Origin of the sequence: Amycolatopsis acidicola (assembly GCF_007713735.2) — a bacterium.
In the GTDB taxonomy this organism is placed as follows: Bacteria; Actinomycetota; Actinomycetes; order Mycobacteriales; family Pseudonocardiaceae; genus Amycolatopsis_E; species Amycolatopsis_E acidicola.
Genome location: NZ_VMNW02000089.1, coordinates 1 through 15,853, shown reverse-complemented (window position 1 = coordinate 15,853; position 15,853 = coordinate 1). Strand labels below are relative to the sequence as shown.

The 15,853-nt window shown below is 70.3% G+C and carries 13 protein-coding genes, 1 pseudogene and 1 riboswitch; of the genes and pseudogenes, 4 read left to right on the top strand and 10 right to left on the bottom strand.

Features of this window, described 5'->3' with window-relative positions; translation table 11 throughout:
• Positions 1–72: 72 nt before the first annotated feature.
• The 4 genes from FPZ12_RS37115 to FPZ12_RS37100 all read right to left on the bottom strand — a co-directional run bounded on the left by FPZ12_RS37115 (position 73) and on the right by FPZ12_RS37100 (position 8,333).
• The gene (locus tag FPZ12_RS37115; RefSeq protein ID WP_144753335.1) at positions 73–1,230 is read right to left on the bottom strand and encodes a nitrilase-related carbon-nitrogen hydrolase; all 1,158 of its coding nucleotides are present in this window, start codon (positions 1,228–1,230) and stop codon (positions 73–75) included.
• Positions 1,231–1,341: 111 nt separating this feature from the next.
• Positions 1,342–4,728: a DEAD/DEAH box helicase gene (locus FPZ12_RS37110; RefSeq protein WP_144753338.1), complete on the bottom strand. Its 3,387-nt coding sequence runs from the start codon at positions 4,726–4,728 to the stop codon at positions 1,342–1,344.
• Positions 4,729–4,850: 122 nt separating this feature from the next.
• Positions 4,851–7,712 (bottom strand): TIR domain-containing protein, encoded by a 2,862-nt coding sequence (locus FPZ12_RS37105; RefSeq protein WP_144753342.1) that lies wholly within the window; start codon positions 7,710–7,712, stop codon positions 4,851–4,853.
• A 30-nt stretch (positions 7,713–7,742) separates the two neighbouring features.
• Positions 7,743–8,333 (bottom strand): TetR/AcrR family transcriptional regulator, encoded by a 591-nt coding sequence (locus tag FPZ12_RS37100; protein ID WP_144753345.1) that lies wholly within the window; start codon positions 8,331–8,333, stop codon positions 7,743–7,745.
• A 186-nt stretch (positions 8,334–8,519) separates the two neighbouring features.
• Here FPZ12_RS37100 and FPZ12_RS37095 point away from each other — a divergent pair, with 186 nt between their 5' ends.
• The gene (locus tag FPZ12_RS37095; protein ID WP_144753348.1) at positions 8,520–9,722 is read left to right on the top strand and encodes a cytochrome P450; all 1,203 of its coding nucleotides are present in this window, start codon (positions 8,520–8,522) and stop codon (positions 9,720–9,722) included.
• 9 nt (positions 9,723–9,731) lie between these two features.
• Here the strand turns inward: FPZ12_RS37095 and FPZ12_RS37090 are convergent, their stop codons facing one another.
• From FPZ12_RS37090 to FPZ12_RS37080, 3 genes are all read right to left on the bottom strand, one after another.
• Positions 9,732–10,805, bottom strand: a complete 1,074-nt coding sequence (locus tag FPZ12_RS37090) for an isocitrate/isopropylmalate dehydrogenase family protein (protein WP_144753351.1) — start codon at positions 10,803–10,805, stop codon at positions 9,732–9,734.
• 45 nt (positions 10,806–10,850) lie between these two features.
• A complete protein-coding gene (locus FPZ12_RS37085) occupies positions 10,851–11,897 on the bottom strand; it encodes a hypothetical protein (RefSeq protein ID WP_144753354.1) in 1,047 nt (348 codons plus the stop codon).
• An 81-nt stretch (positions 11,898–11,978) separates the two neighbouring features.
• Entirely contained in the window at positions 11,979–12,293 is a 315-nt protein-coding gene (locus FPZ12_RS37080; protein WP_144753357.1) for a DMT family transporter, read from the bottom strand.
• 38 nt (positions 12,294–12,331) lie between these two features.
• Positions 12,332–12,393: riboswitch (guanidine-III (ykkC-III) riboswitch) on the bottom strand.
• Positions 12,394–12,502: 109 nt separating this feature from the next.
• Between FPZ12_RS37080 and FPZ12_RS37075 the strand changes: the two genes are divergently transcribed.
• Both FPZ12_RS37075 and FPZ12_RS37070 read left to right on the top strand, forming a co-directional pair.
• Positions 12,503–12,955, top strand: coding sequence for a MarR family winged helix-turn-helix transcriptional regulator (locus tag FPZ12_RS37075; protein ID WP_208026142.1), 453 nt, complete (start codon positions 12,503–12,505; stop codon positions 12,953–12,955).
• Positions 12,956–13,050: 95 nt separating this feature from the next.
• The gene (locus FPZ12_RS37070) at positions 13,051–13,869 is read left to right on the top strand and encodes a mycofactocin-coupled SDR family oxidoreductase (protein WP_144753360.1); all 819 of its coding nucleotides are present in this window, start codon (positions 13,051–13,053) and stop codon (positions 13,867–13,869) included.
• Between the two features lie 18 nt (positions 13,870–13,887).
• Here the strand turns inward: FPZ12_RS37070 and FPZ12_RS37065 are convergent, their stop codons facing one another.
• Together FPZ12_RS37065 and FPZ12_RS37060 are read right to left on the bottom strand one after the other, a co-directional pair.
• Positions 13,888–14,442: a TetR/AcrR family transcriptional regulator gene (locus FPZ12_RS37065; protein ID WP_144753363.1), complete on the bottom strand. Its 555-nt coding sequence runs from the start codon at positions 14,440–14,442 to the stop codon at positions 13,888–13,890.
• Positions 14,443–14,513: 71 nt separating this feature from the next.
• A complete protein-coding gene (locus FPZ12_RS37060; protein WP_144753366.1) occupies positions 14,514–15,017 on the bottom strand; it encodes a carboxypeptidase-like regulatory domain-containing protein in 504 nt (167 codons plus the stop codon).
• Between the two features lie 365 nt (positions 15,018–15,382).
• Between FPZ12_RS37060 and FPZ12_RS37055 the strand changes: the two genes are divergently transcribed.
• Positions 15,383–15,628 (top strand): hypothetical protein, encoded by a 246-nt coding sequence (locus FPZ12_RS37055; RefSeq protein ID WP_150980679.1) that lies wholly within the window; start codon positions 15,383–15,385, stop codon positions 15,626–15,628.
• Here FPZ12_RS37055 and FPZ12_RS45840 read toward each other — a convergent pair.
• A pseudogene (locus tag FPZ12_RS45840) lies at positions 15,615–15,853 on the bottom strand (LysR family transcriptional regulator); the annotation flags it as partial. The gene FPZ12_RS37055 and the pseudogene FPZ12_RS45840 overlap by 14 nt on opposite strands.

Sequence of the window (15,853 nt, the reverse complement as noted above, 5' to 3'; positions counted from 1 at the left end):
CTGGTTGTCCCGCGGGTTGTTGGGCTGCGGTTTTCCGTTTCGTGGCAACGGAAAGTGGCGGACCAGGAGTGGTTACGGAGTGTGCTCGACTGGCCCAGGTCCAAAGTCCCGGGATGGTGATTTTCGGCCAGGCCGTCCTGGTGCCGGTGCCGCCTGATCAGCCGCGCCCGCGGGTTTCCGCCAGATGTCGCGGCTCTGCAGCAGTTCCACCTGCCGTTCGGTGACCTCGCGCCGGAACTCCTCGTGCTTCGGGGGTTTCGCGTCCAGGTACCGGTTCTTCGGGTAGACCGGCCGCTCGTACACGATCTGCGCCAGCTCCGCCCGGATGTCCTTGGCCCAGTTGCTGATCTGTGCGTTCGCCCGGTGGTGGCGCAGCGCCTCGATGTCGATCACGCCGCTGACGTACGTGGAGCCGTTGGTGTCGAGCTGTTTGCCGACCACCGTGCCCCGGTAGTTCACGATCATCGACCGGCCGCCGCCCGCGTCGATGGCGTGCGGGCTGTCCGGGTACAGGTGGTAGCCGCCGATGTTCGGGGCGACCACGTACATGTTGTTCTCCAGCGCGCGTGCCCGGTTGGAGATCTCGAAGAAGTCGTTCTCCGTGAACGGTGCCGGCAGGGAGGCCCGGTACACCACCTCGGCGCCGTTGAGCGCGAGCCCGCGGCCGTTCTCCGGGTAGCTGCCCTCCATCGCCATCATCACCCCGAGCCTGCCGATCTCGGTGTCGGCCACCGGCCAGAACGCGTCGAGGGTGCGGCCGTACTTCTCCACCCACCAGTCGAACAGATCGTGCGGCGACACCGAGCGCTCCACCGGCAGCAGCGCGTTGAGCTTGTGGTGCCGCAGCACGATCTCGCCCTCGGGGGAGAGCACGAACCCGACGTTGAAGAACAGGTCCGGCCAGTCCGGGTGCCGCGCTTTCGCCTGCGCCATCAGGAAAACGTTCCACTTCCGGGCCAGCGCGGCCAGCCGGTCGGTCTCCGGCCCGGGAATGTCGATCGCGCACGTGTGCGCGTACTCCGTGTGGTCGGCGTCCAGGATCTCGTCGTTGAACCCCTGCAGCGCGCCCTCGGGAATCGCGAGCAGGCGCACCGGGATGTCGAGGTTCGACAGCCAGAAGGCCGCTTTCGTCAGGCTTTCCAGGTGCTCGATGTTGTGCCCGATGTCGGCACGGGTCCGGATGCCCCAGAAGGTGGGAATCAGCCCCACCGCGTTGTACGGCTCGATCACGGTCGTCTCCTCGGGTTTCGCCCCACTTAAACCCCACGACTGCAAGCCCAGCCGATTATCCGGGCGAATCGGGCACGCGGAAGCCGCCGGATGGCCCAACACCGGTGTCCCTCAGGAAAGGTCACCGCGGGCGGGCAGGAATTCCGCCATCACCCGGAGATGTCGCAACCCGGCCCAGTTCGCACGACTGCCGATGACATAGAGGCGCCTGCGCGCCCGGGAGACCGCGACGTTGAGCAGGTTCGGTTTCCCGGCGACCCAGTTGCGCGCGCCCACGCCGTCCCGGCCGGTACCGAGCACGATCACCACCACATCGGCTTCCTGGCCTTGAACCGTGTGTACGGTGCCGACGCTGTCACGGGCGAATTGCCCGTCGAACACGCTCCTCGCGACCACTTTGCTTTCCCGCGCAACTTGGAGGAATGGGCTGATCACGCGGATGTCGGCCGGGCTGACCCCCTGTCCGCCCAGTTCCCGCAACAGCGCCCGGAGAGCTCTCCCTTCCGCAGGTACCCATTTCCCGTCCGAGTCCACCGAGCGGACATCGAGCCAGGCGTTCTCCCCAGGGAACGGCGCCCGCTGCGGCGTCCCGTGAATCATCATCTTTCCGCCGTAGGCGATCCGGTTCGAGATGTCGAACATCGGCCGGTCGCATCGCCGGTGGACGCGCAGTGGCGCGCCCACCCAGGTGTCTCCGTCGGTTTCCGGATCCGGCAGCCACGTCCCGTGGCGCGCGAGCCGGTCGGCCACTTTCTGGGCGGAGGTGCTTTCAGGGAGCCACTCTTCGGCCACATCGTGGTGCCTGCGCAAGGCTTGCTGTGCCGACAACGGCAGAGTGACGATGGGTTCCAGTTGCTGCGGGTCCCCGACGAGCACCGCGCGGCGGCAACGCCACAGCCCGCCGACGGCTTGCTGAGGAGTGGCTTGCCCCGCCTCGTCGACGAGCAGCCACCCCAGCGCTTCCCGGCCGAGACCGGTGAACAGCCGGGGGAGCGAAGCGAACGTCGTCGAAATCATCGGCACCACGAGGAACAGCGTCTGCCACGCCGCTTGGAGCGCCTCCGCTTTCAGTTCCCCTTTGCGCTGCAGCACGGCGGTTATCGCATCCAGGTTGCCCCGGATCGAGCGCCGCGCGTTCAGGAGGAATGCCTTGTGCAGCCGTAGCGCCTCCAGGAACAGCCTGCTGCGCGCGAGCAAGTACTCTTCGTCGGCCCACGGCGCGGACAGCTGGAATGTCGCGTCGTCGGAATCCTCCACGGGCACGGCGCCGGGCCACCGTGCCTCGGCCTCCTCGATCCGGGCGAGCGCCGCGGCCAGGTTCGCCCGCGCTTCCTGGAGTGTCTGGTGGAGCCCCGTCCGGCGCTGTTGCGCTTCCGTCGCCAGCTGCTGTGCCTGCGCCAGGTCGCCGCGTAGTGAGTCGAAGTCCTGCCGGGCCCTTTCCCTGACAGCCCTGAGCGCTTCGTCCTCCTTCGTCCACTGTGGACCAGCCTTGAACCAGGTGGACAGCAGCATCCAGAATCCGGGCTTCCGGTGGAGGTGCTCGGCGCAGTCCCGCTCCGCCCGGCCGAGCATTTCGTGCGCCTGCCGGCACGAAACGTCGAGTCGGGCGGCGGCAGTCCGACGGGATTCGCAGTCCGCTTCCGCGCGGGCCAGCGCGCCTTCAATGGCGAGCAGCTCTTTCCGCCAGTTGGCAGCGTCCTGCATCGCGTCAGCGGCACGCTGGCGTTCTTCGGTCAGCGTCGCGACCAGCGTCTCTGCCTTGCGGAAGCGTCCGACGGCTTCTTCCCAGACCGGGATTTCGTCAGGTTCGGTGCCGGCGTCGCGGAAAACCTGTTTCATCCCCAGCTCGTCGGCCCACCAGAAACGTTCGGCGAAGGCGCTTCGGTGGGCCATGTTCCCCAGCACGGCGGCGACGAGCCCCCACGCTTCGCCGCCGAGAACGTGTGTCGCGAGGTCCCGGAAATAGTCGGTCTCGAGTGCTTCGCCTGCCAGACCTCCCACGGCAGGGAGGCCGGGGATCTCACCGGTCACATTGGCCGCCGCGTCGTTCGTCGCCGTCGCGAGCACCATCTCGAAGCCGGTGAGGCCGGGGCGCAACCGCCGGACCGGTATGGAGTAATTTCCGCTGAGCTGCAGGTGCTCGGCCACTTCGCCGAAGGCGTCGAGCGGATCGGTGAGGGAGGCCAGCCGTCGTCCGCGCTCGGTGACGATACCGGCGAGGACATCGCGGAGCATCGTCGTCTTCCCGGTGCCGGGAGGTCCGTTCACCGCGAAGACCGGGGCGGTTTCAGGCGTCTCGGCGAGCAGCTGGTTCACAGCGAACTGCTGGCTCGCCACCAGCGGTTTGGCCGGGTCGCCCGCCCAGCGCCCGAATGGGATCCGCCGTGGCGCGGCACCCGCGACGAGTGCCGACCGGTGTTCCCGTACGTCGATCCGGTCGGTCACCGTGATGTCGTCCGAATCCGAGAGAAAGGCGGACAGGGCGTCGCCCGCGTTCCCCTTTTTCGTCTCCTTTTCGATCCGGGCCAGGTCGGCGGCGATGAAACTGTTCAGCAGGCCCTGTTCGTTCGGTTTGTCCGCGCTCTGTTCCGAGAGGACGGTGCATTTGACGCGGATTCCCGCGATCCGCAGTGTTTCGCCGATGCCGAGAGCTTGGGCGAGATCTTCGACGAACTCGTGCAGAGCGCTCGCGGTCAGGTCGAACCGGACGGAACGCAGTGCTGTCCGATTCGAGGGTTTCGTCGTATCCTGTCGTTTCGCCGGCGGGGAAAGGAGCTTTTCGACGAACGTGCCTGCCACATTCCCGGCGATGCCGCCGAGGATGGGCCCGGCGAACGAAGTGACCCCGCCCGCGGCCAACGACTTGACCGCTGTCCCGGACGCCTTCGCCCCGGCCGCGACAGCGTCCAGCGCGGCGCCTTTCAGATGCTCGCCGACCGCGTGCCCGATCCCGGCCCGCGGGTCGTCGCCGGCTTCGGTGTCCGGGCCGACTTTGCTCAGCTTGGGTGGGGACAGGTTGTTCAGAGCCGAGATGAACGCGTTCTCATCCTCTTCGAATCCAGCCAGCCAGCGGGGGTGCCGAGGGCCCGGAGCGACCAGCCTGCTCATCGCCCAGGCACAGGCCGACAGCGTGGCCGAATTCGCCACGACGTGACCGTCGGAGTTCACGGTGAAGGCGAACACGGCGGTCTCGCCGGCTGGGCGCGCATCCGCCGGCTTGCCGTCGTCGCCGAACACCCGCGCGAGTTCCCGCGGAACTCCGGACACGGAGTACAACCCGCCGAAGATGGTGAAGATCCGTGTTTTCCTCGGGGGCAGCCGGCGTCGCGCCAGTTCGTGATCCTCGTGCCAGGGCGTCAGGTCGCCGGGTTCGAGATCGAACACCCAGCCGTGGCCGTCCCCGCTGAACCGGGACGGCTTCGGCGCCGGCTGTGGGCTGAACATTTCGACCGTGCGCCAGAACCTGAGGAGATCCGCCGCTCGTTCCGCTTTGCTCACCCGTGTGCTCCCGGTCCTAGTCCTGTTCCGCCGGGGCCCGACTTTAGGTGTGCGATCTTGTACGCACCGTTACTTGTACGTTGTTCACCCGAATGTCGTAGCCGCCGCCTGTCCGGACCGATTCAGGTGCACGTGTTTTCGTACGGGACCCCGGGTGCGTAGAAGGCCCACTGGTCCTCGTTCAGGGCTCCTGAGCGTCCACAAGCGACGGAGACGGCGTTGTGCCGTAAGGATTCCAGCGGGTCGAGGTCCCACAGGGTCACGGCACCGCCGCTCGTGGTGGTGGCGAGAGTGCGGCTGTCCGGGGAGAAGGACAGCACCCCGGAAGCGCCCGGCAGTGGACGGCCGATGCGGCGCGGCTGCGCGGGTTCGGTGATGTCCCACAACACCGCCGACCCGTCGCTGTCCTGGACGGCGACGGTCCGCCAGTCCGGCGAGAACGCGCCGCGCGTCACGGGTGCGCTCGTGATCGGCGCGCCGAAGCGCACGGGTTCGCCGGGATCGCTGATGTCCCAGAGCACGGTGAACCCCTGCGAGACCGCGCCCAGGGTATGCCCGTCGGGCGAGAAACCCACCTCCCAGACATAACCGGTGTTGCTGCCGAACGGGTCGGCCCGCGCCCGGGGAGCCGTGGGATCGCTGACGTCGGCGAGGATGATCGACGGCCCAGAGCCCACGGCCAGGCTCTTCCCATCCGGGCTGAACGCCAGCGTGGTCGCGAGCGTCGAGGTCGTGAACAGCGCACCCAGCCGCCGTGGCCGGGCGCGGTCTTCCAGTGACCACAGGGAAACGACCGGGTCACCGACCGCGAGCGTGCGGCCGTCCGGGCTGAACGCGACGGTCGCCGCGTGCCGGGACCAGCCGGTCTCGTTCCGGCCGAGGTCCAGCGGGCCGGTCAGCTGCCGCGGCCTCGCCGGGTCGCTGACATCCCAGAGGAGCAGGCCACTGTCGTCGACGGCGGAAGAGTCGAAGGTGACCAGCGTCCGGCCGTCCGGCGAGAGCGCCGGGCTGACGGAAACCCCTTGCTGGGTAACGGAAGCCGTGCGCCGGGGCCGGTCGCGCACGTCCCACAGTTCCACGGTGTTGGAGCCCACGGCGAGGGCGAGCAGCCCGGTCGCGGAGAAACTCGTGCTGCCCGCGCGCTCGTCCGGGCCGGCGGGCGCGATCGTGGTGAGCGGGGCGGGCTGGTCTTCGTCGCTGACGTCCCAGAGCATCGTGGTGGCGTCTTCGCCGGCGGACGCGAGCTGCTTGCCGTCCGGCGAGAAGGCGACTGTCTGCACCCACGCGGTGTGCCCGGCCAGCCGCTCGCGCAGCCGCACGGCCGCGGGGTCGTGCACATCCCAGAGCAGGACGTTGTTGTCCGTGTCCGTGGTGGCGAGCGTGCGGCCGTCGGGCGAGAGGGCCAGCGCGCTTCCCGCCGCGCTCTCCGTCCCGAATGGACTGCCGAGCGGGCGCACGTGCTGGGGATCGCTGAGGTCCCACAGTTGTGTGGACCGGTCGGAACTGCCGCCGGTGATCATCGTCCGGCCGTCCGGCGTCAGCAGGACCGCGCCGGTCGGGCTGTCCGGCCCGGTGATCCGGAACCCGGCCTGGCGGATGTGCGCGAGATCGCCGATGTCCCACAGGTAGAAGACGTTCCCGCTGACCTGACTGGCCAGCGTCCGGCCGTCCGGGGTGAACGCGACCCGGTCGATGTTGCCGTAGGGCGAATCGGGGAACGGGACCGGGCGGGGATGGGCCGGGTCCGCCACGTCCCACAACAGGTTCGGTGTCGAGCCGGGAACCTGGATGGCGCCGGGCGTGGCGAGCAGGCGTCCGTCGTGGGAGAAGGTGACCGACGCGACGCCGCCCGCGCCGTAACCGGTCAGCGGCGAGCCGAGCGCGGTGGCGTGCGCGGGATCCGACACGTTCCACAACCGCGCTGTTTGGTCGGCGCTGCCTGTCACGAGCGTCCGGCTGTCCGGGGAAAACGCCAGCGACGTGATGGAGTTCGTGTGCCCGGTGAGGGGATCGCCGACGCGCCGCGCGCCGCCGGAATCCACGGCCCACAGCAGCACCGTGCCTTCCCAGCCGGCGGTGGCCAGCAGCCGGCCATCGGGGGAGTAGGCCACCGCGTCGACCTGGTAGGTGTGCCCGGTCAGGGTGCCGCGGTACGGGCTGCCGGAAAGCGTTTCCACGAGGCTCGATTCGCTCGCGGCACCCGGGCTCAGCCGTGTCGCGGCGACGCCCAGTTGCTCCGCGGTACGCGGATCGGTGTCCCGGATCTGGTCCGCCTGGGCGAGCATCGTCCTGGCCACCACCGAGCGCTGCGCGGCGAGCGTCCGCTGCTGCGCCTGGATGGCGTGATCCCGTTGCTGGAAGGCGACGACCGAAGCCGCCAGCGCGGCGACCAGCAGCAGCACGAGTGCGCCGACCGCCGTCCTGGCCAGGCGCATCGTCCGGCGGTGCTCCTGGATGTGCCTGCCGACGAGGTGGTCCTTCGGAATTTCCCGGACGGCGGCGGCGATGTCGGCCACGCACTCCCGCAACCGGGGATTCGACTGGTCCACCTGGTCCGCGTCGTGCAGCCAGCGCAGGTCCACCCAGCGCGGTTCCTCCTCGAACGCCCCGCGCAGCGAAGGCGGCAGCGCGGCATCCTCGCCGTCCCAGGCGAACTCGCCTTCGGTGAGCACGACGAGTATCCGGCTGTCCGGCCGGTTTTCCCGCCACCAGGCCACTTCCCGGTCCACCCACGGAGAACGGGCGGCCACCGGTGACGCCAGCAGAATGAGCCAGGACGACTGTTCGAGCGCGCGCTCGATCGCCGACCACAGGCCCGGCCCCGCCGCGAGATCGGTGTTGTCGCGGAAGATCCGCAACGCCCGTGCCCGGTACCACGGTTTCGCGAACCGCTGCAGGCCGGTCTGGAGCGCCGGAGCGAGGACGCCGTCGAGCGCGTGGCTGTAGGAGATGAACGCGTCGTAACGCGTGGCGGTGGTCTTCAACGTCCCCCCAGGACAGTCCTCAGTGGACTATCAGGTTTCCTTGTCCAGCAACGGCTGGATCATCGCCTCGACGTAGTCGCCCAGTTTCTCCCGGTCCACCTCGGAAAGGGCGTTGGTGCCGATCTTCTCCCGCAGGAAGCTGACCCCGGTGATCAGCGCGCCGAACAGCTCGGCCCGCAGCACCGCGTCCGGCCCGCTGAGCCTCGCGCCCAGTTCGGCGCCGAAGGAACCGTCGATCCGCTCCTTGAGGATCGCGCGGATGGTCTCGTCGTTGGCGCCGGTGAGCAGGGCCGAGATGCTCGTGGGCCGGTCGCCCGCCGTGGCCGAAAGGTCGAGCGCGTGGTTCAGCACCGCGCGGGGAAGATCGGCCAGCGGCGTTTCCTCGAACAGCGCTTCGGCCTGCTCCTCGCTTTCGCCGACCGCTTCGGCCAGCAGCTTTTCCTTCGAGCCGAAGTACCGGTAGACCAGCGCCTGGTTCACGCCCGCCGTGGCGGCGACGTCGCGGGTGCTCGTGCCCTCGACGCCGCGCTGGGAGATCAGCTGCCGCGCCGCCGTGAGCAGGTCTTTGCGGGTTGCGGCCGCGTCCCGGCGCCGGGGCGGCCGCGCTGTTTCCGCGTCCATCGCGGCCTCCGTTCCACCTCTGCGCCTGATCGACGCCGACAGTGTAGACCAGGCAAAACGGGCGGTGGTCCTGATCGTGTGGCGGTGTGTAGCCGATCGTTGACTTGGTGCTGCCGGACGCCCTACGGTGGAAGTAGTCACTCGACTACATAGGCGGGCGTGCCCGCCGGCACCGAGGAGGTTGTGATGACCACGGCGGAACCCAGGCCCTTCCCGGCTGGTGAACCGGCGCGTCTGGACCCGGACCCGCTGTTCGCCGAGCTGCGCGCGAACGAACCGCTCGCGCGCGTCCAGCTGCCGTACGGGGAACCGGCGTGGCTGGCCACCCGCTACGAGGACGTGAAGGTGGTACTGGGGGACAACCGGTTCAGCCGCGCGGCCGCGATCGGGCGCGACGAGCCGCGCGTGCGCCCGCACCTGCCGCCGCCGGGCAGCATCCTGAGCATGGATCCGCCCGAGCACAGCAGGCTGCGCCGGCTGGTCATGAAGGCGTTCACCATGCGGCGCATCGAGGAGATGCGGCCCGGCGTGCAGAAGATCGCCGACGAGCTCGTGGACGGCATGCTGGCCAAGGGATCCCCGGGTGAGCTGGTCGTCGATTTCGCGCTGCCGCTGCCGGTCACGGTGATCTGCGAACTGCTCGGCGTGCCGTTCGCGGACCGGGGCGATTTCCGGTACTGGTCGGACGCTTTCCTGTCCACCACGCGGTTCGGGCTCGACGAGGTCGCCGACTGCGCGGTGAAGATGCGGGAGTACATGGCGGGCCTGATCGCGCAGCGGCGCGACAAGCCGGAGGACGATCTGCTCTCCGCGCTCGTCTCCGCGCGGGACGAGGACGACCGGCTCTCCGAGGACGAGCTTCTCTCGCTGGCGCAAGCGATCCTGATCGCCGGGCACGAGACGACGGCCTCGCAGATCCCGAACTTCGTCTACGCTCTGCTGACCCACCCGGACCAGCTCGCCAAGGTGCGCGACGACCCGGAGCTGATCCCGCGCGCGGTGGAGGAGCTGATGCGGTTCATCCAGCTCGGCATCAGCGGCGGGATCGCGCGCTACGCCGTGGAAGACGTCGAACTGGGTGGCGTCACCGTGCGGTCCGGCGAGCCGGTACTGGCCGCGATCGGCTCGGCGAACCTCGACGAGTCGGTCTACAGCGATCCCGGCACGCTCGATGTGCTGCGCCAGGAGACTTCGCACGTCGGCTTCGGCCACGGGCCGCACCACTGCCTCGGCGCGCCGCTCGCGCGGATGGAGCTGCAGGTCGCGCTGGGCACCCTGCTGCGGCGGCTGCCCGGTATGCGGCTCGCCGAAGGGGAGGCGGGGATCGACTGGAAGAGCGGGCTTTCCACCCGCGGCCCGGAACGCATGCTGCTCGCCTGGGACGCGTAAGTCTTCGGGCTACCCGCCGGTGATAGCGCCCTCGACCGCCTCGGCGAACGCCTCCGTTCCCGCGCTGCCACCGAGATCCGGCGTGGCCACGCCCTCCCGGAGGGCTCCGGCGACGCCGGACTCGATCAGCGCCGCCGCCCGTCCCAGCGCCTCGTCGTCGTGGCGGGCGGCGAGCCAGTCGAGCAGCATCCCGGCCGAGAGCATCATCGCCGCCGGGTTCGCGACGCCCTGGCCCGCGATGTCCGGCGCCGAACCGTGCGTGGCCTGCGCCATGCCGTGCGTGCCGGAGACGTTCACCGACGGCGCCAGGCCGAGCGAGCCCGCGATCTCCGCGGTGAGGTCGGACAGGATGTCGCCGAACATGTTCTCCGTGACGATCACGTCGAACTCCGGTGCCCGCCGCAGCAGATGCACCGTCATCGCGTCGATGTGCTCGTCGTCGACGGTCACGTCCGGGTACCGCGCCGCCACCTCGCGGCAGACGTCCAGGAACATGCCGCTCGTCAGCCGCAGCACGTTTGCCTTGTGCACCACCGTCACGCGCCCGCGCCGCCGCCGCGCCAGCCGGAACGCCTCGTGCGCGATCCGCTCGACGCCGTGGCGTGTGAAGATCGCGTGGGCGATCGCCACGTCCGGCGTCGGCATGAACTCACCTGACCCGGCGAAGGTGCTGCGATCGGCGTAGAACCCCTGCGTGTTCTCCCGCACGATCACCAGGTCGGTGCCCGCCTCGAGCGCCCGCGCGCCGGGGAAAGCCTTGGCGGGCCTGATGTTCGCGAACAGGTCGAAGCGTTTGCGCAGGGCGCCGCTGGGGTTGAGCGTGGACCGGTGCGGCTCGGGGTACGCCGCGTTGTCGTGCGGGCCCAGCAGCCACGCGTCGAGCCCGCCCAAGGCGTCCACAGTGGACTCCGGCAGCGCCGCGCCGTGCTCCTGGATCGCGGAGGCGCCGACCGGCAACGGAACCCAGTCCACCGGTTCCGCCCCGGCCGCCGCCAGCGCCGCGTCCACGACGCGGGCCGCCGCGGGCACGATCTCCGGCCCGATCCCGTCGCCTTCGAGGATGCCCAAGCGGTAGCTGCCCATTTCGTCCCTTCCCGTCGCGAACTCCTCCCGCGACGGTAGCCGGGGTCAGCCGTCCTCGTTGCGGGCACGCCGTTCCCGCTCGCGTTTGCTGTAGGTGGCGTGGCGCACGGCGTCCTCGCTTTCCAGGCTGGAGCCCAGCGCTCCGGCGACCGTCCCCATCGAAGCCGCCAGCCAGGCCAGGGTGAGGTAGTCGGTGATCCCGACTTCATGCCCGAGCATCCGCGCCAGATAGCCGCCGGAGATCACCGCCAGCGCGGCGACCACGGTGAGCGCGAACAGCAGCGCGTACATGCAGGCCACGCCGAGGGTGAGTGTGGTGATGCTGGCGGTGTTGTAGAGCACGACCTGGTTGCGCGTGCCGCGGCCGCGCGCGTGCTCCCACAGGTGGTTGTAGGCGGTGAGCCACACCACCATCGCGCCGACGGCGAACAGGTTCACCACCGCCAGCCGCGGCGGGCTCAGCGCGTCGGCCATCGTCCAAATGCTGTTGTAGAACACGCCGAACGCGGCCGTCGCCGCGGCGGCCGCGAGCGCGCGGGACAGGCTGGGCACCAGCCGCCACGGCCGGTTGTCCCGCACCATCCCGAACAGCAGCCGCAGCCGCCCGCGTAAACCGGGGAGCGCCAGGGAGGCGTCGATGCCCTCGGCGGGGTTCTCGACGCGGCGCGTGGGGGTGACCAGTTTCTTCGTGCACCGTGGACCCTGCTCGGACAGTTCGGCGGTGAGCTGCAGCAAGGTGTCACGCAGATGCGCGCGCAGCCGCACGCCGCCGACGGCAGGCAGGGAGGCCAGCGCGACGCCGTGCTTCGTGCTGACGTCCGCGATCACCGGCTTGCCGGCGACGTGCCGCGGCAGGTCGGTGACGCAGACCATCAGGTCCCAGCCGTGGCGCGGAAGCTCCCTCTCGGCCAGCTCCGCGATCGGGATGGTGCCCTCTTCGTCGATCACCAGCGGGCGGCAGCGCAGCGCGACCTGCCAGTCGACGTCGTCGCTGACGTGCTCCCGCAGGGCCGCGGGCAGTTCGTCCACCAGCTCGCGGGTGACCCGCTCGGGCAGCCCGGGGTCGGTCAGCAGGCCAACGGTGACAGCCATCTCGGTTCCCTCCTCGATGCAGCGGCCTACCCGGTTTCCGCCCTTTTCATGCGTCTGTCCTCAAAGGACGGTCGGGGTCGCTCAGTGCAGCACCTTGAGCCCGACGACCCCGGCGACGATCAGCACCAGGCACAGGATGCGCCCGGCCGTCGCGGGGTCACCGAGCGCGATCATCCCGTACAGCGCCGTGCCGACGGCGCCGATGCCCACCCACACCGCGTAGCCGGTGCCGATCGGGATGCTCCGCATCGCGAAGGCGAGCCCGCCCATGCTCGCGGCCAGGCTGGCCGCGAACAGCAGACTCGGCCACAGGCGCGAAAAACCGCGGGACGCGGACAACGCCGACGCCCACACCGTCTCGAAGAACCCGGACACCACAAGAACAATCCACGCCATTTCCGGCCGACCTCCGCAGTCGCGACGTCATGTGCAGTACTGCGCCGTCTTGTCGTGCCGGGTACGACGCGCTCGTCCGGAGTGGAACCCCCACTGCCACCAGGATAGCACCCGCCGGGCGCTCCACTGTGGACGATCGGCGGGCAGTCGGCGGGATCGCCGCCCGAGCATCGCCTCCGCGGCCGGCCCACACGTGCTACCGTCCGGCCGTGGAGAAGCCCACGCATCTGATCGAGTACGAGAACATGGTGCTCGGACGGCACCAGCACATGGGCGCGCCGTCGCGGCGGGACGGCGGCGAGCTGGACCGGAGCGCGTACATCCTGCTCAGCCGCATCCGGATCGAGGGCCCGATGTCGATCGGGCAGCTGTCGGAGGCGTTCGGGCTCGACACGTCCACGATCAACAGGCAGACCGGCGCGGCGCTCAAGGCCGGGCTGCTGGAGCGCATCCCGGACCCCGAAGGCGGGATGGCGCGCAAGTTCCGGCTCACCGGCGAGGGCGAGCGGCGGCTGGACGAGGCGCGCGCGACGGCCGTCCGCGGGCTCGAGCGCGTGCTGGCGGACTGGACCGCCGAGGAGGTCGCCGAGTTCGCCGCGTACCTCAAGCGGTTCAACACCGACATCGAGAAGCGTCACGGGCGGCCCTGGCCCCGGCCCTGAGCTTCCCGCTGGTCACAGCGCCGCGAAGTGGGTAATCTCCGAATGTAGCTTTTCCTACAGGTGTCGGCGAGCGGTGGCTCAACGAGGAGATCCCCATGACGGAACGACTGGCAGGCAAGGTCGCGTTCATCACCGGCGCGGCCCGGGGCCAGGGCCGCGCGCACGCGGTCCGGCTGGCGCGCGAGGGCGCGGACATCCTGGCGCTGGACCTGGCGGGCCCGTTGCCCGGGGTGCCCTACGACTCGCCAACGCCCGAGGACCTCGAGGAGACCAGGCAGCTGGTCGAGAAGACCGGCCGCCGCGTGCTCGTGCGGCAGGGCGACGTGCGGGATCTGGCCGGGCTCAAGGAGTTCGTCGCGCGGGGCGTCGCCGCGTTCGGCAGGCTCGACGTCGTGGTGGCCAACGCCGGGATCTGCATCCCGGCCACCTGGGACGAGACCACGCCGGAGATCTTCCGCGACCACCTCGACATCAACGTGACCGGCGTGTGGAACACGATCATGGCCGCGGCCCCGGCGATGGTGCAGGCGGGCAACGGCGGCTCGATCGTGGTGACGAGCTCCTACGCGGGCAAGAAGATGCAGCCGTTCATGATCCACTACACCACCAGCAAGCACGCGGTGACCGGGATGACCAGGGGCTTCGCGGCCGAGCTCGGCCAGTACGGGATCCGGGTCAACTCGGTGCACCCCGGCGCGGTGGCCACGCCGATGGGCAGCGGGGACATGGTCACCGCGATCGAGAAGACCAACGCCAGCAACCCGAAGCTGGCCGCGATGGGCACCACGTTCATCGACCCGCCGTACGCCGAGGCGGACCAGATCGCCGACGCCGTGGCCTTCCTGGCCTCCGACGAGGCGAGGTTCATCACCTCCGAGCACCTGTCCGTCGACGGGGGCGCGCAGTACTTCTGACCGTCCACTGTGGACCGGTCAGCCGGCTCGTGCCTGCCCGAGCGCGAGCAGGTGCGGGCCGAGCCGCGCGCTGAGCTCGGCCGGACGTCCCGGGCAGCCGCGCCGCAGCCAGTCGAGGATCGTGCCCAGCAGCGAGCCCGCGATGAGCACGGCCGTGGCCCTCTCGGCGGCCGGCCGGCCGAGGTTTTCGCGCACTGAAGCCGTTGTGCGGTCCAGTAAATGGTTGATCACGCGGGCGCTGCCGTCTTCGCCGAGGACGGCCCGGTACAGCTTGCGGTGCTCCGCGACGTGGCCGAACAAGCGGGTGAGCGCGTCCCCGGCGCCGGCGTTCGCGGCGACCTCCGACGTGGCCGCGATCAGCTCGTCGAACATCGACGTGCACGCCGAGGCCGCGAGGTCGTGCACGTCGCTGTAGTGCTCGTAGAACGTGGACCGGTGCACGTCGGCGGTGCTGGTGACGTCGGACACCGCGATCTGGTTCAGGTCCCGCTCCGCGATCAGCCGCAGCAGCGCCGCCTCCAAAGCCGAGCGGGACCGGCGGCTGCGGCGGTCTTCCGATCTCTGCGCTGGCATCCGGCCAGTCTATCGCCCCGGCGTGGATTTTCCGTCCATTGTGGGGGAATCCGCGCCGGGGCCGGTGGTCCTCACTCGATCGGCAGTACGCCCGCGCTGCCGAGCGCGGCGGCGCCCTCGGCGCTGGTGTCGTCGCGCGGCTGGGACCGGCTCGCGGCGGTGAGCGTGAAGTCCAGGCGCGTGGTGGGTTCGCGCCCGACCTCGACCCGCTCGGCGGCGGAACGGTAGTGCGGGGCGACCACCACGGCCGTCAGGTACTGCGGCGGCACGTCGTCCAGCGACTGGGTGTAGATGCCGGCGCTGCTGAGCGCGGCGCGGCCGAGCTGCCTGCCGTGGTGGTCGGTGAGCGTGACCGCGCCCTGGGTGACCGGCCTGCCCTGCGCGTCGCGGACGTGTCCGATCAACACGGCGGACTCGGGCCGGGCGGGCGCCTGCACGGTTTCGAGTTCGCCTTCGAGGTCGGCCGCTTCCGCGGCGGCGGCCTTCTTCGCCTTGGCGCCGCCGAGTATCACTAGGCCGACGCCGGCCACGAACCACGCCGCCAGCACGAGCAGCGGCCGCACGATCCCCGTCACAGAAGCCGGGCACCATCTGCACCGGGATCGCGCCGCCGCTGGACGGGATGCTCAGCAGTACGAACAGGCCCATCGCCGCGCCTGGGATGTATTGGCGGACAAAGGGCGCGAGGCCGAAAGTCACCCAGCCGATCGCCTGTGTCAGCAGGAACAGCAGCGGCAGCAGCCACAGGTTGAACGGCATCACGTGCGGCGCGGTCCCGAAGGCGAACGCCACGATCGACGCCGGCAGGCCGAACCCGGAGGCGGAGTGTGGTGGGCCGGGCGGGATGAGTGCGGGAGTGGCGGTCACGCCGTCGACGCTCGCGCCGAGGCAGCGCGCCGGGCGGCTACCCTCAGCGACAGGAAGGTGGAAGGGGGCGCACGTGACCGTCGGGGCGGCGGAGCGCGGCGAAGGCCTGCGCGAGGGCAGGAAGCAGGCCACGCGCCTGGCGCTGCACGAGGCGGCGATCCGGCTGATGTCCGTGGCCGAGCCGCATTCGGTCGCCGCGGCCGTCAGCGCGGGGGTGCGGGTGGTCAGCCGCAACTGGCCCTCGACGACGGCCCGGGTGGACGGGCTGTTCGCGGAAGTGTTCGGGATCCTCGGCCGCGGCGGCGTCACCGGCCACTGAGGGCAGGCAGCAGTTTCCCCGCCAGCGCACGGAATTCCGCCACCAGTTCGCTCTGTTCCCCGGCGCGGGTGGCGAGGACGACCGGCGTCGGCGGGATGCCGGTGACCGGGATCTGCACGAGATCGGGGCGGAAACCGATGCCCTGCAACGGCAGGAGGAGCAGCGCCTCCCCGCCCGCGACCAGCTCGAACTTGTCCGCCACGCTGTCGGCGAGCGGGCCGGGAG